This window comes from Sedimentitalea nanhaiensis DSM 24252 (assembly GCF_000473225.1).
Classification (GTDB): Bacteria; Pseudomonadota; Alphaproteobacteria; order Rhodobacterales; family Rhodobacteraceae; genus Sedimentitalea; species Sedimentitalea nanhaiensis.
Genome location: NZ_KI421509.1, coordinates 2,863,331 through 2,884,280, shown reverse-complemented (window position 1 = coordinate 2,884,280; position 20,950 = coordinate 2,863,331). Strand labels below are relative to the sequence as shown.

Genomic DNA, 20,950 nt, shown 5'->3' with positions numbered 1-20,950 from the left:
GTTGTTGTTGTTGATCTGGTTGGCGGGGTGGCGATCAGAATGCACACGCGATCCAAATTGCCGCTGGCTGCGGCAAATAGGGCGGCGGGCACGCATGGCATCGGCCTCCCATACGCCGCCGGGTTGCTTTTCGTGGTCGATCACTGGGGCGTGCGGTGCTGAGTTGGGATTAGTGATGCCGTTTGGGATTAGCTTGGGATTAGCTAAAATCGTTAATCCCAAGCCTAAACCGTTGATTTAATTCCCATTTACTGCACTTTTTTCTCATTTGGGACTATGGGATTAGTTTTCCCCTATATGTAAGGGAAAAATAAAAAATATGACAGAATAATGGCGCTCCACATAGAGAGGCCTCAAAACCTATTCCCAACAATCCCCCAATCCCAAGCCCGAGGTTAAGTCATTGAAATAGGGTGATTTTCACCCTAAATCCTGAATTTCACTAATCCCAAGCCAATCCCAAATCAGGCCAGCTAATCCCAACCTTGGGACTAAAGCCGCTCAAACTCCCGCGCGCGGCTTGCCGCTGAGGCGCGTGCACCCAGATCATTCCACTCTTGTCGAATGCCGGTGCCGCCCGCAAGGCGGCAGCGTACCGGTGTTAGGAACGTGCAAGGCGAACTCCTGCGCCGCCACCGTTCTCCGGAATAAAAACTACGCCACCATCTTCAAGTGTCCGCTTGAGGCACGCAACTGTCGAGGTGCGCGTATCTGAGCCATTTTCAATGCGGGAAATCGTGTTTGCGGTGATCCCGGATTTTTCCGCTAGGTCGCGCACCGACCATTTTAGCGCGGCGCGTGCCATTCGAAGCTGTTCTGCGTTCATTGTGCATTTGTCCAAATTTGTGTTGACATCACCCCTATGTGTGATGGTAATTTGTACAGTATCACCTTAAAAGGTGTGAAACAACAAATATGGAATGCTGACATGAAATTTGCTGAAACGGCTGAATACGAAGAAAACCTGATCAAACTGAAATCTTGGGCGCATGTCTTGGAGCTCGCCCTTCTCGCCCCTGATGGTGAGGTAACCTACCAAGGCCGGGATGCTCTGGTGAGGGTCGCCTGTGACCTCGCGCGGCTGGCGGTTGTCGTGGAATGTGACGCGATGAGCGCGGCTAAGCAGCTTCGCAGGATGAATGCTGTATAGTCTGCGGCGTGGGTGGCGCATGCCGGGTCGGGGATGCGCCGCGATCTTCCCTGATAGGAGGGCTGCTATGGTGTTCTATTTGAGCCCTGAACGGGAGCTTTGCAGACTCTGTCTGCTTTTCCTTGATATGCAGACAGAGTTTGCCTATATAGCAGTTATTGACAGCTAGATGAAAGCAAAAAGATGAAACTTGGACGAATGATTGAACTGGCCGGGGGCGGCAAGAGTGACTTTGACGGTGCGAAACGCCGTGAGGTGCTGCCGTTCAAACCGATAGGTAGCTACTCGTCTGCCGCCGATGGTATGGTGGGTGATTTCGCCCAATACGGGCCTTACACCCTTTTGCACGCGGTGCTGTTCAAGGTCTATTTGGACCTGACGCGCTCCGGCATGGTCGGCAAGGAGGCACAGGTATTCGCTCGCGCAGTCCGGCGATTTGGGGCTACTCCTCGCGGCATTTCGAGGGACGACTACAAGACGCCCAATTTCTTAGATCATGACGGCGATGATTTGTGGATCGCCCGTGAGGTGTTTACCGGAAATTATTTCTCAGACCCACGCGTTGGTTACACGAAAGGCGAATATTTCGAGGTTGAGTATTGGGCAGGCACGCGGGCCGATATTGATCAGTTCATCGCATTGACGAATGCCAGCCGTAGTGAGGATGAGCGCGAAACCATGTCGCTTCACCTCTACAACTTTTCGAAAGCGGTCCGCGAGGTTCGCGGCAAGGCCGCTGCCCTTGGCATGATTGAGGCCCACGACAAGGGGCCTTTCGACGCGCGGTCTCGTTTTCTGTGATGGCGCGTGAATTCACCCTTTCTGGCGTTGTCGGCATCGACTTTGATGCTGAAACCGTGTCGGAGGCTCTTGCTTATGGGTCCGGTCCTGTCCGTATCCGGTTGAACTCTGGCGGCGGCATCGCCTTTGACGGGGCGGCGATCCACTCGGTTCTGGCTGACTACAAGGGGCACGTCACTATTGTAGTTCAGGGCATCGCCGCAAGCGCCGCCTCTGTGATCATGATGGCCGGTGATCGGATCGAAATGTCTGCGGGGTCAATCCTGATGATCCACGATCCCTCGCAGGATATGACCAGCTATCGCGGCACAAGCGAGGAACACCGCCGGGTAGCGGCTAGCCTGGACAAAATCTCCGAGGCCGTTGCCCATATCTACGCTCAGCGGTCAAGTAAGCCGATCAGCGAAATCCGTCAGATCATGTCGGCTGAAAGCTGGTTCACGCCAGATGAGGCCGTGTCGGCTGGTTTCGCGGACGTCGCTGTCTCTGATGGTGAGCCTGCGTCACCGGCGGAATTTGATTACCGGGCGTATGCCCACTCTCCCACAAACCTGATCCAAATGTCGGTTCACAACCATTGGATTAACGATTTTACAAAGGGTGCCAAAATGGCAAAGCAATCAACAGCACAAACCAAAACAGCTGCGGCCCCAGTCGCTCTGCCTGATAGCCTCGCGCCGGTGATGGCTGCGGCAGACCGCAGCGATCCACGCAAGGAATTGGAGCGGGTCAAGGGCTTGACTCAGTTGGCTACGAGTGAATTCGGACAGCGGGTAGACGCTCTTTCCCGGCTTGATGGCTGGATCAGCGAGGGCGTTACGTTAGATGCCGCACGCACTTTTGTCATGAATGAGGTTGCTGCGCAGAACGCGCCCCCGAGCAAGGCATACCTTTACGACAGCGAGGGTGGCCGCAATTCGGTTGGCCACTCTTGGGATGGTGGCGACGGGCTCACCAGCAAGATTGTCGATGGCATCTATTCGCGTGTAAACCGGAACCACAAGCCGACAATGGGCCGCGAATATGCGGGCGCATCGCTCTCCGAGGTCGCTGACATTTGCCTGCAGCAGTGCGGCAAAAGCACCGCGATGGCCTCCGTCGCCTCTCGGGTGGAAATGGCGCTGCACGGCACTAGCGATTTTCCCAACATCCTGCGCGATGTGGGCAATATGTCTCTGTCGCATGCCTATGAGGCGGCGCAATCGGCTATCAAGCAGACCAGCCGGGAAATCGCGGCATCCAACTTTCGGGGGCTGCACTCGGTCAAGGTGTCGGCGGGGTCCGATCTTGAGGAAGTCAATGAACAAGGCGAATTCAAGTCCGGGACCATTGAGGAAGGCGCGGAAACCTTCGCGGTCAAAACATATGGCAAAATCTTCGGCATCACCCGCCAAGCTATCGTCAATGACGATCTCGACGTATTCTCGAACATGTTCCCCTTGCTGGGTCAGGGCGCGGCTGGCACTGAGGCCAAGCTGTTTGCCAGATTGCTGGAAGAAAACGCCGGGCTTGGTCCCAAGCTCTCGGATGGAAAAACGCTTTTCCACACCGCGCATGGAAACCTCGCCCCTTCGGCATCGGCGTTGTCGGTGACAAGTTTGGGCGCGGCACGGGTCGCCATGCGCCGCCAGACGGGCATTGCGGGCGAGGCGATCAATGTGGTCCCGGCCTTCCTTGTGGTCCCGCCCGAGCTGGAAACCCTCGCCGAGCAAGTCCTGACCGAGATCGCGGCAAGCGCAAACCCGTTTGCAGGCAAGCTGAAACTGCTTGTCGAGCCTCGCTTCACCAGCGCATCGGCGTGGTATCTCTGCGCCGCTCCGGGCGCGCCTGACAGCTTGCAGCACGCCTATCTTGATGGCGCAACCGGGCCGCAGCTTTTCACGCGTGAGGGCTTTGAGGTTGACGGTATCGAGTACAAGGTCCGCATGGATTTCGGTGCGGGCTTCACGGATCATCGCGGCTGGTACATGAGCCCTTCGGCATAGGCTGAGGGTTCGGCTTATCGCCGCTGAGATCGTGTGACAGGTTTTTCAACCTTCTCCTGTTGCACGTACCGGGATGCTTGGTGTCGCAGATCGAGCATCCCTCAAAGACCCGGTGAGGTCCAACCTTACCTCACCGGGCGACTTCACCGGGATACGAATATGTCAAACTCTCCATTTCCACCGAATGCGCCCGCGATTTGCGTGAGCAAATCCAGCGCCGCCGCGATGCTGAACCTGTCACCCGGCAAGTTCTCTGAGCTGGTCCTGTCGGGCGCTATGCCAAGGCCCCGTTGCGTCGGCTCTCGCCGCCTGTGGTTGGTCAATGAGCTCTACACCTCGCAGCGGCGCTGCCCTCGCAGGATGAGGACGATACTTGGGGCGATCTCTGATGGCCCGCCGGATCAAGCGCGAGTTTCCCGGCGTGACCGCGTATTTTGATCGCCACCAGAAACGCCGCTACCGGTTCCGCCAGAAGGGCTTTTCAACCGAAATCCACGGCGAATACGGTTCCGATGAATTCCGCCGCAACTACGAGCGCGCTATCAGGGGCTACAGATCGCAGGAAATTGGCGCAGCGGCCACAAAGCGGGGCACGATCAATGCCCTCGTTGTCTCCTACTACAAGAGCCCCGAGTTTGTGTCGCTGAGTGACAGCACCAAGGCGACTTACCGGCGCGAGATCGAGCGTCTACGTGATGAGCACGGGCACCGGCTGGTTGAGCAAATGAAGCGCGCCCATGTCGTGAAGCTCCTTGAACCGCTGGTGGATCGCCCATCGGCCCGGAACAATCGCCTGAGAATGCTGCGGATGTTGCTCAACCATGCCGTTGAAATCGGTTGGCGGGCTGACAATCCAACGGCGGCGATCAAGAAAATGCGCACCGGATCGCAGGGGTTTCACACTTGGACGGATGATGAGCTTAGTGCCTTTTTCGCCCACCATGAGATCGGCTCAACGGCTCATACAGCCGTGACGCTTATGCTCTACACCGCTTGCTCTCGCGTTGATGCGGTTCGGCTCGGTTGGCAGAATGTGAGCGGCTCCCGCCTCCAATATCGTCGACAAAAAACTGAGCGATTTTCTGAGGTGGTCGTGGATATTCCGGTCCATCCAGACCTTCAAAGGGTGCTAGACGCCCTGCCCAAATCACAAATGACGTTCCTTGAGACGTCAGGCGGGCGCTCACGTTCGGCAAACGGCTTGGGCAACGCCATGCGCAAATGGTGCAACGCCGCCAAGCTGCCCGACTGCACGTCTCACGGGCTGCGGAAAGCTTGCGCCACACGATTGGCGGAGGCAGGGGCATCAGAGCGGGAAATCATGGCGTGGACGGGTCACACATCGCCGCAGATGGTCCAGATTTACGCGGGAAAGGCACGGCGTGGCCTTATGGCGGATCAGGGTTTTGCCAAGCTGCGACAGAACGAAATAGGTTCAAATGTTGACGAACCCAAAGAAGATGGTTCGACAAAATGAATGAAAAATATAATGAAATCAAAGACAAGGGGCGTGAAGTGGCGGACCGAGGAACCGCCATAAGAAATTCCGGCACTATCCATGAAACTCAAAATATGCCTTTAAAATAAGGGATATTTTTACTTCCATTGTCCAGATTTATCCGGCACATTCCGGGGCATTCCGCTACAAAGTGGGGGATATAATGGGGGATACATTATGCCGGATGTTGGAGTTAGAAAACCTCAAAACTCGCTAACCGCACGCTTTGTGGAAACGGTGACGGAACCGGGAAAGCACTTTGACGGACACGGGCTGTTTCTTCGCGTGCGTGCGAACGGTGGCAAGCAATGGGTGCAGCGCATCACCATTCGTGGCAAGCGTAGCGAGCTCGGACTAGGTAGCCCCCCGGCTGTGTCGCTGGCGATGGCACGAAAGATGGCACTCGAAAACCGGGGCAAGGCGATGTTGGGCGGCGACCCCTTGGCAGAACGACGCCAAGCGGCGGCGGTGCTGACTTTTGACGCAGCCGTTGAAACCTATCTGGCGGTAAAGCTGGACGAATTCAGAAACGAAAAGCACCGCAAGCAATGGCGCTCGACATTGACCACCTACGCAAGCCCGGTGCTGGGACCAAAGCGGGTCTCCGAAATCTCAGTGCAGGATGTGCTTCGCGTGCTGGAACCTATCTGGCAAACCAAGACCGAAACCGCGAAGCGCCTGCGCGGACGCATCGAAAACTTATTGTCATGGGCGGCAGTGGCAGGGCACCGGAAGGGCGACAATCCTGCGCGATGGAAAGGCAATCTGTCAGAAATCCTGCCGAAACCTTCCAAGGTTGGGAAAGGCGATAATCACCCCGCGTTGGCGCTGGGCGACGTTGCGGGCTGGTGGGCAGCGCTAGAAGGCCGCGATGGAATAGCAGCAAAAGCACTGCAATTTTTGACCCTGACCGCTGCGCGCTCGGGAGAAGTCCGGGGTATGACATGGGATGAAATCGACTTTGGTGAAAAGGACACAAACGGCACGGCACCTGTTGCGACACTTGCGACGTCTGCGACATGGACCATTCCAGCTTCACGCATGAAAGGGGGCCGAGAACACCGCGTCGCGCTCACACCCGAGGTGGTGGCTATTCTCAAAAGTCTGCCCCGGATGGACGGATCACCTTTCGTGTTTTTCGCACCGCGCGGCGGGATGCTATCGGATATGTCCATTTCAGCCGTTATGCGGCGGATGCAGGAAAGCGAAATCAAAGCGGGCCGCGCGGGCTTTCTGGACCCGCGTAGCAAACGCCCCGCCGTACCGCACGGTCTGCGCTCGACCTTTCGGCAGTGGGCAGCGGAACGGGGATACCAGCGCGATATGGCCGAAATCGCTTTGGCGCATTTCATCGGCTCGGACGTGGAGCGCGCCTATCAACGCAGTGATATGCTGGAACGACGCCGGGCGATGATGGCCGATTGGGGCGCATTTCTTCGAAATGACTCGTTCCTGGCCGTCAACACGATGAGGCTGGCATGAGCGACGACCATGTTCCTCACCCAGATGACCTTTTATCGGTGCAGGTAGAAGCAGACGCCAAAGATGGATGGTTTTTTAGGCTATGGTCAGAACAGTGTGCTTCACAGGGCAAGCCGGATGGCACATCTGAAGATATGCCTTTGGATTACTCGAACCCGCCAAATATTGTCCAAGAACTGAAAGACGCATTCGACAGATTTGAGGCTGGCAACGTGATAGCTCTTTTAGATGCTCTACACATTTGCCGATCAGACAACTTACCTACGCCAGATTGGATATTGTCCGGAATGGAGAAGTTCATCCTAGGGACCATCATGGATGGCGCGCCCGGCAAGCCTGGACGAAGTAACAACCCTCTCTCACGGGCGCGCCAAGCTTTGAAGCATGAAAAACAAAGAGAGGTGATTCGAGGCATCAGGAATGCGCAGAAATTCCCGCCCGAAGCGGAGTGGTTTCACGCACTGGCTTTACCGAATGAAGTGAAGAGATTCTTTGAAGCACACGGACCGCGACCACTTGGAAGCAACTTGCAAGATGCGGTCGAAATCGCGGAAATTTGCCTTCGAGGCACTGAGTATCAGGCGACATTTTCGACGCTCGAAAGGCTGGCGAAGTCGGCTTCGGAAGCCACTTATGAAATCAGTGAACAGTCCGTGCGTGAAGCCTTGGGACTAAATGCACTTGACGATCCGCCAGCGTCCTATGGTTCCTTTAGTTTTGGTTGGCCTGACGCCTTGGAAGGCACAAAACCGGAAAGCCAACAGGAACAAGTCACTGACACGGTGAAGGAAACCGCCGTGTTTTGGTTCACTGTTCGACAGGGAAGCATACGTCCAATCTCCTAGCCATACTCAACCGGACCCAAAAGGAACCGATATGGCTGAAATACTGTTACGCCGCCCGGACGTGGAAGCTCGCACGGGGCTGTCTCGCTCAACAATATACGACTGGATGAAACGCGGGGAATTCCCGCAACCCGTTAAGCTGGGTGCGCGAATTGTGGCTTGGCGTGCTAGCGACGTGGTTGCGTGGCTCGAAGCGCGCGAAACGAAGGCCGTATAAACAATGGCTGCAAAGCGAAACCCCGGTGCGCTGGCGGGCGCAACCGGGGCCGGGACGCCAATCCATGCGACAGCGGACGGCACCCGAAACATAGCACGGAAATCGCGCGGGGGCACGCCCTATCGAATCACGTCCGGCAATGGCGACCCTTTCCGCATCGTGGTCACGGGCCGCGACCGCTGGGCGCTAGAACAGTTACGAAAAGCCGGGGCGCAGGGCTGCACACCCTTCAAGAACCCCGCCCCCCGTTGGAGCGCGTATGTGTTCAACTTGCGCGAACTTGGGGTGCGGATTGAAACCATCACCGAACTGCATGGCGGCGAATTCTCGGGGCATCATGCGCGCTATGTGCTGCGCTCTGGCGTATCCCCGGACTGGAAAGGGGGTGCGGAATGACCCGATTGCAAATCCTCTACCTGCGTCGCCTTCACGGTCTGACCGAGGCACAGGCGCACGCTCTTGCGGTGCTGATCTGGGGGGCAGGCATATGAGTGATGCACGCGACCTGACGCGCGCGCTTGGCGGCAGGTGGTATCGGTGTTACGGGGCGGCACCCTGCCCCGTTTGCCAACCCCAGCAGAGCAAACGCCAGAACGCGCTGACCCTGGCCGATGGTCGCAACGGGCGGCTGGTGCTGGACTGCAAGAAATCGGCTTGCGCCTTTCTCGACATATTGACGGCGGCAGGCGTGCGCGCGGGGGATTACACGCCCCCCGACGCGGCAATGCATGCCCAGCGCGAAGCCGAACAGCGGGCCGTAGCGAACAAGCGGGAGGCACAAGCTGTGCAGGTCTGGCAGGACGCCCAGCCCATCGCGGGCACGGTGGCTGAAGCCTATCTTCGGCGGCGGGCCATTGCCTGCCCCCTCCCGGACACACTGCGCTTTCATCCCGCGTGCTGGCACGGACCGACCGCAAAGCGGTATGCCGCACTGGTGGCGCTGGTGGAAGGCGGCGACGGCATGGCCGTGCATCGCACCTACCTGCGCCCCGATGGCACGGGCAAGGGCGACATTGACCCGGCGAAGTTAATGCTGGGGGCGACTTCTGGTGGCGCAGTGCGGCTCACCTATGGACCGGGGCCGCTGGTGGTGGCTGAGGGCATCGAAACGGCGCTGTCGTTAGCCTCCGGGCTTCTGCGCACAGCTTCGACGGTCTGGGCCGCATTGTCCACATCCGGCATCCGAAGCCTGCGCTTGCCGGACGTGCCGGGACGGCTGACAATTGCGCCCGATGGCGACACGGCAGGCCGTGAAGCTGCAAACGCGCTGGCCGCACGCGCTCACGCACTGCGCTGGCAGGTATCGCTTTTGCCTGCCCCCGATGGTCGCGACTGGAACGACATTCTCAACATGAAAGGGGAATCCGCATGAACGCGCCCCACGCTGTCCAATATTGCCCCGAAGGGCCGCAACCGCTGGTGCGCGATATTGCACCCGGCACAGCCTATCCTGTTCACGCGCTCGGGCCGCTGCGCGCCGCTGTTGAAGCTGTGCAAGGCATCACGCAAGCCCCAGTGGCAATCCCGGCGCAATCGGCGCTGTCGGTGGCATCGCTAGCGGTGCAGGGCTTTGCTGATGTGGGCACGCTGGGTGGGCTGCGCCCCGTATCGCTGTACGCCCTGACAATGGCCCTTAGCGGCGAACGCAAATCAGCCTGCGATGCGCCCCTGATGGCCGCACTGCGGGACCATGAACGCGAACAGGCAAAGGCTCAGCGCGACGAAATGCAAATCTGGGCCGATGCGCAGGCGCTTTGGAAAGGGGAGCGCGACCGCATCCTGGCCGAAGCCAAAAAGAGCAAAGGCGAGAAGCGCACCGCTGCACAGGCCGACCTCGAAGCCTTGGGGCCGGAACCAGGCGCGCCCCCATCGGCTGACCGCACCGTGTCCGAACCGACCTTTGAAGGGCTGACCAAGCTATTCGCAACCGGCCAACCCAGCCTTGGCCTTTTCTCGGATGAAGGGGGGCAATTCCTTGGCGGGCACGCGATGAACAGCGACAACCGACAAAAAACGCTGGCCGCGCTCAATGACCTTTGGCAAGGCAACCCGATCCGACGGACCCGTGCAGGCGACGGGCACGCAACACTTTACGGGCGACGGTTGGCGGTGCATCTGATGGTACAGCCGACTGTGGCGCGGGCCTTCATGGCCGACCCGCTTGCAGCGGATACGGGCTTTCTGCCCCGCTTCCTGATGTGCGAACCGCCCAGCGCAATCGGGACAAGGATGCAGGCAAACGCACGGCGCGATGATGTGGCATTAGTTGCTTTTGCCGAACGGCTGCGCGCTATACTCGACACCCCCCTGCCGATGGACGAAGAAACCCGCGAACTGCAGCCGCGCATCCTTGGCCTTACCCCGGACGCTCGCGCGCTTCTGGCGAGCTTTGCCGATGCAATCGAAGCCGCACAAGCCCCCGGCGGCAACCTTGCCCATATCACCGGCACGGCATCAAAGGCGGCGGAACAGGCTGCACGCATCGCAGGCGTGCTGACGCTATGGGCGGATCTGGACGCGCAGGCCGTGAAAGCCGATGTGATGGTTGACGCGATAACACTGGCACAATTCTATCTGACCGAAGCTTCACGGCTTGCTAGTGCTGCAACCGTATCGGTGGAAATCGACAAGGCCGAAGCCCTGCGCAAATGGCTGCTGGAAATCTGGCCGCATCCTGACGTGATGGCGCGCGACGTGGTACGGCGCGGGCCGAACCCGTTGCGAGAAAGTCCAAAAGCACGGGCTGCGCTGCGCATCCTCGAGAAGCACGGTTGGCTTGTGAGACTTGACGCGGGCGCAGTGGTGCGAGGGGCGGCAAGGGCCGAGGCGTGGCATATCGTGCGGAGCAGCAGCGATGTGGTTTGACGCAAACGCCGCTTTATCGGAACTCGGAGCGGGCCGTGATAATGACACCCAGCCCTCTGCGACAATCGCGACATCTGTGACACAGGCCCAACGAACGCCCCGCAATGTCGCAGGTATCGCAGGTGTCGCAACGCCCCCGGCGCAGAAACGCGAAATCGATGTGTTCCGGCATGACGTGTCTGCCGCAGGGCACCCGCTCACATGGACGGGCCGTGTCGTGTCACTGGCAGACTGGCGCAAGTTGACCGAGTGGGAACGTCACGGGCCAGATGGGCGGATGTGGAATGGCATCAAGCAACGGTGCGAACGAAACGAAGGGAAGCAACATGACCAATCAGAACAGCACTCATGAGGGCGAAAACGCACTGACTGAAACGACACGCAAGCCGCCAAGCATGGAAATGCTATGGAATGATGATGGAACCTTGAATGCTGAACTGTCCGGCGATTTTGAGCGCATTAAGTCAGCAATCTCAAATTCGGATGTTTCCAGCGGCTTGGTGGTGCAGATTGCAGCACTGGGTTCTTATGGCAATCGGGTGGACGAACGGGCTGCAAACTTCACGCTGGGCTTCGTGGACGCTATGCGGCCAAAGAATGCAGCCGATGCTTTGTTGCTGACGCAAATGGCTGCAACGCATCAAGCGATGATGATGATGGCACGGCGGCTCAATCATGTTGAGAACATCCCGCAACAGGATTCGGCGGAACGGGCGCTGAACAAGCTGGGACGAACCTTCGCGGCGCAAATGGTAGCGCTGAGACAGTATCGCTCAAAAGGGCAGCAGACGATTCGCGTTGAGCGAGTGACCGTGCAGGACGGCGGACAGGCGATTGTTGGAAGCGTAGAAACCGGGGGGCGGGACCGCGAAGAAAAGTGACGCTTACCCCATGCACTTTGCTAATTGTATGAGCAAAGCAACTCGGATGAATGGAGGTTCCCACGAAATGGAGCACTCGAACGAAGAGAGATTGACAGAATTGGAAACAAAGGTACGCAATCAACAATCAGAAATCGATGGCCTAGTGGGTGCGCTATCGGATCTCTTGGCGGCACATACTGTTCTCCATAAGGACGTTCGGCTTTGTGAGTTTCTAAAGGAATATCGGGACAGTGACAGAAAAAAGGCGGCGCAGGGCGGGGGGATACACGTCCCCGCCTCGTACTTCATGGCGCGGGGGGAGATTTTCGGTCGCCTGCTTGAACAGACTGCCGACAGCATAGTCTTCACGCAATACTGGTTTAGAAGCGTGTTCAGGCGGCGGGAAGAAAAGCAAATACGCGCACTCAAAAAGATCCGCGACGCAGTGCAGGCTAAAGTCGATGGCTAGATGGTTGGCTATGCACGACGCCCCTCGTTGCTCCGCGAAGTCAAAACGCACGGGCTTGACCTGCAAGAGTCCGGCGGTGCGGGGTTGGGCAGTTTGTCGAATGCATGGAGCACGGGGCGGTGCGAAACCCGGCAAGGCGCATCCGAATTATCAGCATGGCGAACGCAGTCGCGAATCTTTGAGCCTTCGCGCGCTGGTGAACACCCTTTGTCGTGAAAGCCGGGAAACGGCGCACAAGCTAGCCGACGATTGAATTCGTCAGATTGGTGCGTTGCCTTGTTCCGGCATATTCCGCGCTAATCCGCTGCAAGGTGGGGGACAAGGCGGGGGATGTACTTTTCACTTATTCAGCAAAAGCAATGGCTTATTAAGGGTAAATGGCGGACCGAGGAGGATTCGAACCCCCGACCCCTTGATTCGTAGTCAAGTACTCTATCCAGCTGAGCTATCGGTCCACTGAGAGTGGCATTTAGAGACAGCCGGCGGGGTTTGCAAGCCAAAAAAGCGCATTAGATCGTCCCATCTCCTTTTGGCAGGCACAACACAAAGGTGGTCCCTTTGGGTCCGGTGCTGCCCAGCGCCAGACTGCCTCCGTGGCCCTGCAACAATTCCATGGCAATCGCCAATCCCAGACCCGATCCGCCCTTGCGAGTGCCACCCTGGAAGGGGGTGAACAAATGCTCGCGCGCTTTTGGTGGAAGACCCGGCCCGGTGTCGGCCACTTTGATCCACCAGTTGTCGTCGTCTTCATAGGCACTGACCGTGATTTCACCGGAGCGGCCTGACGCCGCGATTGCCTGACGGGCATTGCGCACCAGATTCTGGAGGATGCGGTACAGTTGCTCGGGATCGGCGCGCACCGAGAGCAGCGGTGGCACGTCCCGGACCCAGGCCACGGTTTCGGGTTCGATTGCCAGCCGTTCGCTGTCAATCACGTCGTCGACCACATCCGCGAGCGCGACCATGCCAAGGGTCGGTGCCGGTTCCTCGGCGCGCCCGAAAGCCAGCGTGCTTTCACAGAGTGAGACCGCGCGGGTGATCGAATTCACCAGTTTGGGCGCCAGCCGCCGCACCAGCGGATCGGCCGATGCTTCGATCCGGTCGGTGAACAGCTGCGCACTGGTCAGGATGTTGCGCAAATCATGGCTGATCTTGCCCACTGCGGCGCCCAACTGCGCCAGGCGCTGTTTCTGTTTCAACGCATGCGTCAGCTCGGTCTGCAATTTCATCAGCGCTTCTTCGGCTTCGCGCAGTTCGGTCAGCTTGGCATGTGGGCGGATAATGCCGCGGGCATCCTCTGGCGCGGCCGCATAGCGTTGCATATACCCGATCACCCCCTTGATCGGGCGCACCATCAACACCCGCACCGCCGCAAACAACAGCACCGCCGTGAAGATGGAGATCGCCGCCGACAAGGCCAGAACCCGCAGGCCATAGTCGATCATCGCCATGCGCAGCGGCGCGGTTTCCAACGTCACCTCGATGAGAAGGCCCGCATCGCGCACGGGGGCACCGATCACCCGCACCACCTGATTTTCGCGGGTGAACAGGCGCATCATCGCATCGTGGATCAAGGTCAGCCCGCCGGGGTCGCGCAAATCAAAGCTGGCCGCGATGGTTTTTTGCGGCATTGGCGAGCTCAGCGCAAGTTCCCGCATCTCTTCGCGCAGCAACACCACGTTGAACACGCCTGCCGTGTCCAAAAGCTCGGCCTCAAGCTCTGTGGACAGCATATTGTCAGCTTCCAACGCCAACGACGCGATCTGGGCCCGTTCCAGCCGGTCCAAAAGATAATCTTCTCGGAACCGCGCCACCGAGGGCACAAAGATCAACACCTCGGCCAACATCACGAAAACGATCGTGAGGATCAAGAACCTGCCCGAAAGCGTGCTCAGCATGGCGCCCCTTTTCCGGTCAGGGCAGCCATTTCTGAACAAACCCGACCACCTGTTTGATCATAGGGTTATCAAACAGTCTCGGCGAGAAATAGACCCCAGCGGCGCGTTTGTTGATCTCGCCAATCGTGGGATACGGGGCGACCATGGCCGCGATCTGGCTCATCTTAAGGTTGTTGGCCAGGGCCAGCGCCCACAGGCCGATCAGCTCGCCGGCCTGCGCGCCCACGATGGTGGCCCCGACCGGGCGGCCCCGTATCACCATGACCTTGATCGATCCGGTGGTGTTGCGTTGTGCGATAGCGCGGTCATTTTCGTCATAATCAAAACGCACGACCTCGACCCGGTCTCTGTACTGGTCGCGCGCCTGCGCTTCTGTCAGCCCGACCTGCGCCAGCTCCGGATCCGTGTAAGTTGCCCATGGAATATGGCCGGTCCTGGCCTTGGACGGCAAGCCGAACAGGATCGAGCGGATCACCACACCGGCGTGATAGCCCGCCACATGGGTGAATTGCAGACCGCCCGCTATGTCGCCAATCGCATAGGCCCGGCGGTTGGTGGTCCGCAGGCTATCGTCGACCTTGATACCCGTTTTCGTCGTCTCGATACCCGCGACCTCAAGATCCAGCTTGTCGGTGTCGGCCTTGCGCCCCACGGCCATCAGCAGGTGGCTGCCCTTGAACAGGCGCCCGTCCTTGACTTCGACTTCGATGGCCCCGGCCTGTCCGCGGATTTCCGCTGCCAGCGCGTCTTCGGCGATCTCGACACCTTCTGCTCGCAGCGCATCCAACACAACACCGGCCATTTCCGGGTCATCTTTGCCGAGAGCCTTGGCCCCTTCGATCACGGTCACCTTGCAGCCCAGCCGCACATGGGCCTGCGCCATCTCCATGCCGATCGGACCGCCGCCGATAATCAGCAGATGCTCGGGGCGATCCCGCAGATCGAACAGCGTTTCGTTCGTCAGATACGGCACCCGATCCAGGCCCGGTATCGGCGGCACCAGCGGCGACGAGCCGGTGGCGATGACGATGCGGCGCGCGGTGATGACCGTCTCGCCGGCCTGAACCTCGGTCGGCGAGACAAAGCGTCCGTATGCGCGGATCACCTGAACGCCCAGACCCTCGAAGCGTTCCTGACTGTCAACCGGAGCGATGCGCGCGATGACGTCGGACACATGTTGCATCGCGGCACCATAATCCACCTGTGGGATCTGGTCGGCAACGCCGAATTGCGCCGTATGCGACTGATCCCAGGCGGCGTCTGCCGCTGCGATCAGCGCCTTTGACGGCACGCAGCCATAGTTCAGGCAATCGCCCCCCATCTTGTGGCCTTCCAGAAGCACGACACTGGCCCCCATCTGGCTGGCCCCGGCCGCCACCGACAATCCACCCGACCCGGCCCCGATGACCAGAATGTCCGTCTTGATGCGTGGCATGATGTCAAATCTCTTTCCGGCCACGCAGGGCCTTTATGACAATCGGCAGTGCCGCAAGAGCGCACAGCCCCAGGATCGGCCCCAGAATATGCGGCTCGCGGATCAGCGACAGATCCGGGGTGGCTCCGCGATCGAAGACCTCGCCCAGCCCGACACCGATCCAGGTAAAGACGATCGCGCCGGGAATAATGCCAAGGGCGGTCGTCAACAGGAAGTTGCGGAATTTCACCCCCACCAGAGCCGGCAGCAGGTTCGCGACAAAGAAAGGGACGGCGGGCACCAGTCGAAGAAGCAACAGCACGCTTATCTCGTTGTCGCGCAGCCCGTCCTTGACTCGTTTGATCTTGCCCTCGGAGGCGTCCAGCCGGGCCGTCAACGACGCCCCCAGCCCCCAACGCGCGGCCAGAAAGATCGCACAGGCACCGATGGTTGCCGAGACTACGTTCACGACCGTGCCGAGGGTCAGACCAAACAGGAACCCACCCGTCATCGACGCAATCGCCGCCCCGGGCAGGGAAAACGCGACGATGGCAACATAGGCGACAACAAAGATCGCCGCGAGACCGACAAAATTTTCATCGCGAAAGGCCAGCAGGGTTTCGCGATTATGCCGCAGGGTCTCGAATGTCAGCCAATCGCTCAGCGTGTACCACCCGATCAGCGCCACGATGACAATCGCCAGAAGCGGAATGTGGCGGCCAAAGCCGTGTCTGGACGAATCCTGGGCGTCGCTCATCATGGGGGTCCACGGGGTTGGGTCGGTTGCGCACACCAGCATGCGCCGCCATGACGCAAAGCAACAGGGGCATCACGGCGCCTTGATGGCAAACGCCAGTTTCGTGAGATTCGCAGCAAACGACACGGCGTTTGAAACAATTCGGCGCCGCGCACAGCGTAAATTGTTGCAATCCCCCCTGAAACCCGCTCACAGGGTTTGACTTAGCCGCAAAGCCGCTTTAGAGGACGGGCTTCACAGATGACACGGGGGGCGATTCCGCGCCGTACCCGACCGTAAGACTGGAGACGGAGCGATGAAACGCACCTTTCAACCCTCGAACCTGGTTCGCAAACGCCGCCATGGTTTCCGTTCGCGTATGGCCACAAAGGCCGGTCGCAAGATCCTGAACGCACGCCGTGCGCGTGGCCGCAAGGAACTGAGCGCGTAAGCGCAGCGAACGTTCTGACGGACATGACACCGCCGAGGGCTTCCGGGACAGGCACGGCCACCCCGGAAAACATGCCCCCGGCGGTGTCCGTTTCTGCGGCCACCCCCTTGACCACGCTGATAAAGCGCGCAGATTTTCTGCGCGCTGCACGCGCGCGGCGTCAGGGAACCGGTGGCATGATGCTACAAGGACGCAAGCGCGCCGCCGGTGAGGCCGCGGGCATTCGTGTGGGGTTTACCTGCTCGAAAAAGGTTGGCAATGCCGTGGCGCGCAATCGCGCAAAACGGCGCCTGCGCGCGGCTGCCCGCCTGGTGCTGCCGGACCATGCGCTGGACGGTTGGGACTATGTCCTGATCGGCCGCGCCGAAGCCACCGCCAGCCGCCCGTTCGAGGCGCTGTTGGGTGATCTGCGCTATGCCCTGCGCAAGGTGCACGGCGTGACATGACCCCGCTGGCGAAGATCTTCGCCCTTCCGGTGCGCGCCTACCGTCTGGTTTTTTCGCCCTGGGTCGGCTTTAACTGCCGCTATCAACCGACCTGTTCAGCCTATGCGCTTGAGGCGCTGGAACGACACGGCGCGCTGAAGGGCGGCTGGCTGGCTGCCCGCCGCATTGGTCGCTGCCACCCCTTTGGCGGGTCCGGTTATGACCCCGTGCCGCCAAAGGATGGCGACCAGAAACAGGCACCTTGATCGCGTCGACAGCGCGATTCGCCGCAGGCCATTGAACCTGCATTTGCATTTGCGAAGGTCGCATCGCGAATGGCTGCACAACTGCGGCAATGGACAATCTCGCCTCCAACCGTAAATGTGCGCGCATCACTTTTCAGGAGACGTGCGACATGACCGATCAAGCCGAATACATCCCGCCCGAAGTGTGGACCTGGGACACCGAAAGCGGCGGCAGATTCGCCAGCATCAACCGCCCGATTGCCGGCCCGACCCACGACAAGGTGTTGGAGGTCGGCAAACATCCCTATCAGTTGTATTCGCTGGCCACACCCAATGGCGTCAAGGTCACCGTCCTGTTCGAGGAACTGCTGGCAGCCGGGCACGCAGATGCGGAATATGACGCGTGGCTGATCAACATCGGAGATGGCGATCAATTCGGCAGCGGCTTTGTGGCGGTGAACCCGAACAGCAAGATTCCGGCGTTGATGGATCACACCACCACCCCACCGACCCGGGTGTTTGAAAGCGGCGCTATCCTGTTACATCTGGCCGAGAAGTTCGGTGCCTTCCTGCCCTCGGACCCCGCAAAGCGAGCCGAGATGCTGTCCTGGCTGTTCTGGCAGATGGGCAGCGCGCCCTATCTGGGCGGCGGGTTCGGTCATTTCTATGCCTATGCGCCGACCAAGATGGAATACCCGATCAACCGGTTTGCGATGGAGGTAAAGCGCCAGTTGGACGTGCTGGACCGCCAGCTTGCCGACAACACCTATCTGGTCGGCGAAGACTATACGATCGCCGACATTGCGGTCTGGGCCTGGTATGGTCAGCTGGTGCTGGGGCGTCAATATGGCGCGGCCCAGTTCCTCGATGCGGAAAGCTATACCAACGTGCTGCGTTGGGCCAATGCCATCGACGCGCGTCCGGCGGTTCAGCGTGGTCGTATGGTCAATCGAACCTTTGGCGAACCTGAAACGCAACTGCATGAACGTCACGATGCCAGCGATTTCGACACCCGGACCCAGGACAAGATCGGCGAGCCAGCCGAGATCTGACGCGGGGTCGAGAACGCAAGTTGCACGGTACCGGGTCTTGTGACGCCGCAAAGATCCGGTACCGTTGCGACAGCCAAATGCCCGGCAAATGGCCGGATCGAAAACGCAACAGGAGAATGAACATGACCGATATCGTGATTCTGGACGGTGCCCGCACTGCCATCGGAACCTTTGGCGGGGCCTTGGCCAGCACCGCGCCAATAGATTTGGCGACGGTGGCCAGTAAGGCCGCAATGGAACGTTCGGGCGTAGAGCCGGGCCAGATCGGCAATGTGGTCTTTGGCCATGTGATCAACACCGAACCGCGGGACATGTACCTGTCGCGCGTCGCCGCGATGCAGGCAGGGGTGCCTGCGGGCACGCCTGCGATGAACGTCAACCGCCTTTGCGGGTCCGGGGCGCAGGCCATCGTGTCCGCCGTTCAGTCGTTGATGCAGGGCGATGCGGAATTTGCGCTGGCAGGCGGGGCGGAAAGCATGTCCCGCAGCCCGTTCATCGTGCCGGCCGCCCGTTGGGGGCAAAAGATGGGCGACGCCAGCGCGCTGGACATGATGCTGGGCGCTCTGAACTGTCCGTTCGGCACCGGGCATATGGGTGTGACGGCGGAAAACGTCGCCGCCGAGCACCAGATTACCCGCGAGGCGCAGGACGCTTTTGCGATGACCAGCCAGCAGCGCGCCGCCGCCGCCATCGAAGCCGGGGTATTTGACAGCCAGATTGTCCCGGTCCAGGTCAAGGTTCGCCGCGACATGGTGGATTTCAAGGTCGACGAACACCCCAAGGCCACAACGGCCGAAGCCCTGGCCGGGCTGCGAACCGTGTTCAAGAAGGACGGCACCGTCACTGCGGGCAATTCCAGTGGCATCAATGACGGCGCCGCCGCCATCGTGCTGGCCACTGCAAATGCCGCCGAGAAGGCAGGTCTGACGCCCAGGGCGCGGATTCTGGGCTATGCCCATGCCGGTGTACGCCCCGAAGTGATGGGCGTCGGACCCATTCCCGCGGTTCAAAACCTGCTTAGACGCACCGGGCTTTCGATTGGCGATTTCGACGTGATCGAAAGCAACGAGGCGTTTGCGGCGCAAGCGCTGGCAGTCAACAACGAACTGGGCCTGGACCCGGCCCGCGTGAACCCGAACGGGGGCGCGATTGCGTTGGGCCACCCGGTTGGCGCGACCGGTGCCATCATCACGGTGAAAACACTGTATGAACTGGAGCGGACGGGCGGAACCAAAGGCCTGATCACCATGTGCATCGGTGGCGGACAAGGCATCGCTCTGGCCATCGAGCGGCTTTGAAACCAAAGCCGGGGGGCTGTCTGCCCCCCCCCCGGCACCCCCGAGGATTATGCGTAAGACATTGCTTCCCGTTTCTTCTCTGAGAGAATGAAGTCGGCCGGGTTCCGGATAGCCATCCGAGAGCTGGTGGCGGGCGGGCCACCCCGAGGAATGATCCGGTCTGCGGTGGCAAAATTTCTTGCCACCCGTCACGTCTGTCCGGCCATCCGAACGGTAGAAGGCATGATCAGGGACAACGACAACGATATGAGCCGTATTTCGGGCGAGGTAGATCGCCAACATCATTGCATTCGTAGCTTTCAAAGCCAGCCTGACGGTTCACAGCGTGCCAGATGATCGCCAGATGACGATCCCGAATTGCGCGGCGGCGATCGAACGTTTGCCTGGGCATCGCGCGCACCCGGAACATTGCAACGTATCTAGACCTCTCTGCCAAAACAGATTCAGTGGACGCAAGGATGCTGGCACTCTTTGCAGCAAAGCCGCATGAGCTGCGTTTATGGCAGCCACCGAGCTAAGAAACGGTCGAGCTTCGCGGCTTGCGGCGGCGGCGCGATGATCTTGCCCAGGTGATCCGTACTGAACAAAACAGACTGGAACATCCACAAATCAAAGCGGTAGAGCAATCATTGAAGCGCCATGTTCGGACTATGTCCAAGGAAACGAGTGAGCTGGACACCCAAATCGCCACGCTGGTCGCCGCAACACCAGAGTTTCGGCGGAAGTCGGATCGTCTGACATCGGTGATTGGCGCCGACCCCAAGACTGCTGCGGCCTGCCTTGCCTGTGTGCCGGAACCCGGCTCACCGACAACAGGCGAAGCAGCGGCCATTGCTGGCCTTGCGCCGCACACCCAGGATTCAGGAGCGATGAAAGGGCACCGTCGTATATCAGGCGGAAGGCGAGAGGTCAGGGCGAGCCTCTATATGGCCGCACTTTCAACGCTGTAATACGATCCGATGATACAATCGTTTGCACATCGATTGCGTGAGCGTGGAAAGCCCGCCAAGGTCGCAATCATAGCCATCGTGCGCAGGCTGAGCGTCATAATGAACGCCGCCCCGAAGACGGGAGCCCCGGCGTGACGGCCATTGCCTGCATGACGATTGCAGACCTCCGCTGCCACTTTCCCCAGAGCGGTCGTTAACCAGCGTCGAAAGTACCGGTTCTGTAACCGGCCTTTCGCCGCGCCTTGCCGTTACAATCAGGTCGCGGGGCGAAGCGCCATTTCACTGAGGTTGCACAAATGTCCGCTT

At 59.6% G+C, this 20,950-nt stretch carries 22 protein-coding genes and 1 tRNA gene; 18 read left to right on the top strand and 5 right to left on the bottom strand.

Features of this window, described 5'->3' with window-relative positions:
* Nucleotides 1–601: 601 nt before the first annotated feature.
* Nucleotides 602–826, bottom strand: a complete 225-nt coding sequence (locus tag NANH_RS28035; RefSeq protein WP_211237098.1) for a helix-turn-helix domain-containing protein — start codon at nt 824–826, stop codon at nt 602–604.
* 102 nt (nt 827–928) lie between these two features.
* Between NANH_RS28035 and NANH_RS0115995 the strand changes: the two genes are divergently transcribed.
* From NANH_RS0115995 to NANH_RS0115935, 12 genes are all read left to right on the top strand, one after another.
* A complete protein-coding gene (locus tag NANH_RS0115995) occupies nt 929–1,150 on the top strand; it encodes a hypothetical protein (RefSeq protein ID WP_139236440.1) in 222 nt (73 codons plus the stop codon).
* A 198-nt stretch (nt 1,151–1,348) separates the two neighbouring features.
* Nucleotides 1,349–1,951 (top strand): hypothetical protein, encoded by a 603-nt coding sequence (locus NANH_RS0115990; protein WP_027262943.1) that lies wholly within the window; start codon nt 1,349–1,351, stop codon nt 1,949–1,951.
* The gene (locus NANH_RS27520; protein WP_051372471.1) at nt 1,951–3,936 is read left to right on the top strand and encodes a head maturation protease, ClpP-related; all 1,986 of its coding nucleotides are present in this window, start codon (nt 1,951–1,953) and stop codon (nt 3,934–3,936) included. The genes NANH_RS0115990 and NANH_RS27520 overlap by 1 nt, the downstream gene beginning before the upstream one ends.
* 388 nt (nt 3,937–4,324) lie before the next feature.
* A complete protein-coding gene (locus tag NANH_RS26425; RefSeq protein WP_051372469.1) occupies nt 4,325–5,413 on the top strand; it encodes a tyrosine-type recombinase/integrase in 1,089 nt (362 codons plus the stop codon).
* A gap of 198 nt (nt 5,414–5,611) precedes the next feature.
* Nucleotides 5,612–6,916, top strand: a complete 1,305-nt coding sequence (locus NANH_RS0115970) for a tyrosine-type recombinase/integrase (RefSeq protein ID WP_027262942.1) — start codon at nt 5,612–5,614, stop codon at nt 6,914–6,916.
* A complete protein-coding gene (locus NANH_RS0115965) occupies nt 6,913–7,761 on the top strand; it encodes a hypothetical protein (protein ID WP_027262941.1) in 849 nt (282 codons plus the stop codon). Before NANH_RS0115970 ends, NANH_RS0115965 begins: the two co-directional genes overlap by 4 nt.
* A 31-nt stretch (nt 7,762–7,792) precedes the next feature.
* Nucleotides 7,793–7,978, top strand: a complete 186-nt coding sequence (locus NANH_RS28030) for a helix-turn-helix transcriptional regulator (RefSeq protein ID WP_027262940.1) — start codon at nt 7,793–7,795, stop codon at nt 7,976–7,978.
* Nucleotides 7,979–7,981: 3 nt separating this feature from the next.
* A complete protein-coding gene (locus NANH_RS0115955) occupies nt 7,982–8,374 on the top strand; it encodes a winged helix domain-containing protein (RefSeq protein WP_245601461.1) in 393 nt (130 codons plus the stop codon).
* Between the two features lie 91 nt (nt 8,375–8,465).
* Nucleotides 8,466–9,350 (top strand): DUF7146 domain-containing protein, encoded by an 885-nt coding sequence (locus tag NANH_RS0115950; protein ID WP_027262938.1) that lies wholly within the window; start codon nt 8,466–8,468, stop codon nt 9,348–9,350.
* Nucleotides 9,347–10,843 carry a YfjI family protein gene (locus tag NANH_RS26420; protein ID WP_051372467.1) on the top strand — a complete coding sequence of 499 codons (1,497 nt, stop codon included), beginning with the start codon at nt 9,347–9,349 and terminating at the stop codon, nt 10,841–10,843. The genes NANH_RS0115950 and NANH_RS26420 overlap by 4 nt, the downstream gene beginning before the upstream one ends.
* 326 nt (nt 10,844–11,169) lie before the next feature.
* Nucleotides 11,170–11,724 (top strand): hypothetical protein, encoded by a 555-nt coding sequence (locus NANH_RS27515; protein ID WP_139236436.1) that lies wholly within the window; start codon nt 11,170–11,172, stop codon nt 11,722–11,724.
* A gap of 28 nt (nt 11,725–11,752) precedes the next feature.
* Complete coding sequence (locus NANH_RS0115935) at nt 11,753–12,175, top strand: hypothetical protein (protein ID WP_211237097.1); 423 nt, start codon at nt 11,753–11,755, stop codon at nt 12,173–12,175.
* A 378-nt stretch (nt 12,176–12,553) separates the two neighbouring features.
* Here the strand turns inward: NANH_RS0115935 and NANH_RS0115925 are convergent.
* From NANH_RS0115925 to NANH_RS0115910, 4 genes are all read right to left on the bottom strand, one after another.
* A tRNA-Arg gene (locus NANH_RS0115925) sits at nt 12,554–12,630 on the bottom strand.
* Between the two features lie 54 nt (nt 12,631–12,684).
* The gene (locus NANH_RS0115920; protein WP_027262936.1) at nt 12,685–14,073 is read right to left on the bottom strand and encodes a sensor histidine kinase; all 1,389 of its coding nucleotides are present in this window, start codon (nt 14,071–14,073) and stop codon (nt 12,685–12,687) included.
* 16 nt (nt 14,074–14,089) lie between these two features.
* Nucleotides 14,090–15,508, bottom strand: coding sequence for a dihydrolipoyl dehydrogenase family protein (locus NANH_RS0115915; RefSeq protein WP_027262935.1), 1,419 nt, complete (start codon nt 15,506–15,508; stop codon nt 14,090–14,092).
* 4 nt (nt 15,509–15,512) lie between these two features.
* Nucleotides 15,513–16,247, bottom strand: a complete 735-nt coding sequence (locus NANH_RS0115910) for a TVP38/TMEM64 family protein (RefSeq protein ID WP_027262934.1) — start codon at nt 16,245–16,247, stop codon at nt 15,513–15,515.
* A 292-nt stretch (nt 16,248–16,539) separates the two neighbouring features.
* On the opposite strand from NANH_RS0115910, the gene rpmH reads away from it, so the two are divergent.
* The 6 genes from rpmH to NANH_RS28025 all read left to right on the top strand — a co-directional run bounded on the left by rpmH (nt 16,540) and on the right by NANH_RS28025 (nt 20,644).
* Complete coding sequence (gene rpmH / locus NANH_RS0115905; protein ID WP_027262933.1) at nt 16,540–16,674, top strand: 50S ribosomal protein L34; 135 nt, start codon at nt 16,540–16,542, stop codon at nt 16,672–16,674.
* Between the two features lie 23 nt (nt 16,675–16,697).
* Nucleotides 16,698–17,120 (top strand): ribonuclease P protein component, encoded by a 423-nt coding sequence (gene rnpA / locus NANH_RS0115900; RefSeq protein WP_027262932.1) that lies wholly within the window; start codon nt 16,698–16,700, stop codon nt 17,118–17,120.
* A complete protein-coding gene (gene yidD, locus NANH_RS0115895) occupies nt 17,117–17,365 on the top strand; it encodes a membrane protein insertion efficiency factor YidD (RefSeq protein WP_027262931.1) in 249 nt (82 codons plus the stop codon). The genes rnpA and yidD overlap by 4 nt, the downstream gene beginning before the upstream one ends.
* 149 nt (nt 17,366–17,514) lie before the next feature.
* Complete coding sequence (gene yghU, locus NANH_RS0115890; protein WP_027262930.1) at nt 17,515–18,396, top strand: glutathione-dependent disulfide-bond oxidoreductase; 882 nt, start codon at nt 17,515–17,517, stop codon at nt 18,394–18,396.
* Between the two features lie 122 nt (nt 18,397–18,518).
* On the top strand, nt 18,519–19,694 hold the full coding sequence (locus NANH_RS0115885; RefSeq protein ID WP_027262929.1) for an acetyl-CoA C-acyltransferase family protein: 1,176 nt from the start codon (nt 18,519–18,521) through the stop codon (nt 19,692–19,694).
* Between the two features lie 569 nt (nt 19,695–20,263).
* Nucleotides 20,264–20,644, top strand: a complete 381-nt coding sequence (locus NANH_RS28025; RefSeq protein WP_139236433.1) for a transposase — start codon at nt 20,264–20,266, stop codon at nt 20,642–20,644.
* Nucleotides 20,645–20,950 lie beyond the last annotated feature (306 nt).

Coding starts and splice junctions, on each gene's coding strand:
- NANH_RS28035 (WP_211237098.1), bottom strand. CDS start 826: ATGAACGCAGAACAGCTTCGAATGGCACGCGCCGCGCTAAAATGGTCG.
- NANH_RS0115995 (WP_139236440.1), top strand. CDS start 929: ATGAAATTTGCTGAAACGGCTGAATACGAAGAAAACCTGATCAAACTG.
- NANH_RS0115990 (WP_027262943.1), top strand. CDS start 1,349: ATGATTGAACTGGCCGGGGGCGGCAAGAGTGACTTTGACGGTGCGAAA.
- NANH_RS27520 (WP_051372471.1), top strand. CDS start 1,951: ATGGCGCGTGAATTCACCCTTTCTGGCGTTGTCGGCATCGACTTTGAT.
- NANH_RS26425 (WP_051372469.1), top strand. CDS start 4,325: ATGGCCCGCCGGATCAAGCGCGAGTTTCCCGGCGTGACCGCGTATTTT.
- NANH_RS0115970 (WP_027262942.1), top strand. CDS start 5,612: ATGCCGGATGTTGGAGTTAGAAAACCTCAAAACTCGCTAACCGCACGC.
- NANH_RS0115965 (WP_027262941.1), top strand. CDS start 6,913: ATGAGCGACGACCATGTTCCTCACCCAGATGACCTTTTATCGGTGCAG.
- NANH_RS28030 (WP_027262940.1), top strand. CDS start 7,793: ATGGCTGAAATACTGTTACGCCGCCCGGACGTGGAAGCTCGCACGGGG.
- NANH_RS0115955 (WP_245601461.1), top strand. CDS start 7,982: ATGGCTGCAAAGCGAAACCCCGGTGCGCTGGCGGGCGCAACCGGGGCC.
- NANH_RS0115950 (WP_027262938.1), top strand. CDS start 8,466: ATGAGTGATGCACGCGACCTGACGCGCGCGCTTGGCGGCAGGTGGTAT.
- NANH_RS26420 (WP_051372467.1), top strand. CDS start 9,347: ATGAACGCGCCCCACGCTGTCCAATATTGCCCCGAAGGGCCGCAACCG.
- NANH_RS27515 (WP_139236436.1), top strand. CDS start 11,170: ATGACCAATCAGAACAGCACTCATGAGGGCGAAAACGCACTGACTGAA.
- NANH_RS0115935 (WP_211237097.1), top strand. CDS start 11,753: ATGAGCAAAGCAACTCGGATGAATGGAGGTTCCCACGAAATGGAGCAC.
- NANH_RS0115920 (WP_027262936.1), bottom strand. CDS start 14,073: ATGCTGAGCACGCTTTCGGGCAGGTTCTTGATCCTCACGATCGTTTTC.
- NANH_RS0115915 (WP_027262935.1), bottom strand. CDS start 15,508: ATGCCACGCATCAAGACGGACATTCTGGTCATCGGGGCCGGGTCGGGT.
- NANH_RS0115910 (WP_027262934.1), bottom strand. CDS start 16,247: ATGATGAGCGACGCCCAGGATTCGTCCAGACACGGCTTTGGCCGCCAC.
- rpmH (WP_027262933.1), top strand. CDS start 16,540: ATGAAACGCACCTTTCAACCCTCGAACCTGGTTCGCAAACGCCGCCAT.
- rnpA (WP_027262932.1), top strand. CDS start 16,698: ATGACACCGCCGAGGGCTTCCGGGACAGGCACGGCCACCCCGGAAAAC.
- yidD (WP_027262931.1), top strand. CDS start 17,117: ATGACCCCGCTGGCGAAGATCTTCGCCCTTCCGGTGCGCGCCTACCGT.
- yghU (WP_027262930.1), top strand. CDS start 17,515: ATGACCGATCAAGCCGAATACATCCCGCCCGAAGTGTGGACCTGGGAC.
- NANH_RS0115885 (WP_027262929.1), top strand. CDS start 18,519: ATGACCGATATCGTGATTCTGGACGGTGCCCGCACTGCCATCGGAACC.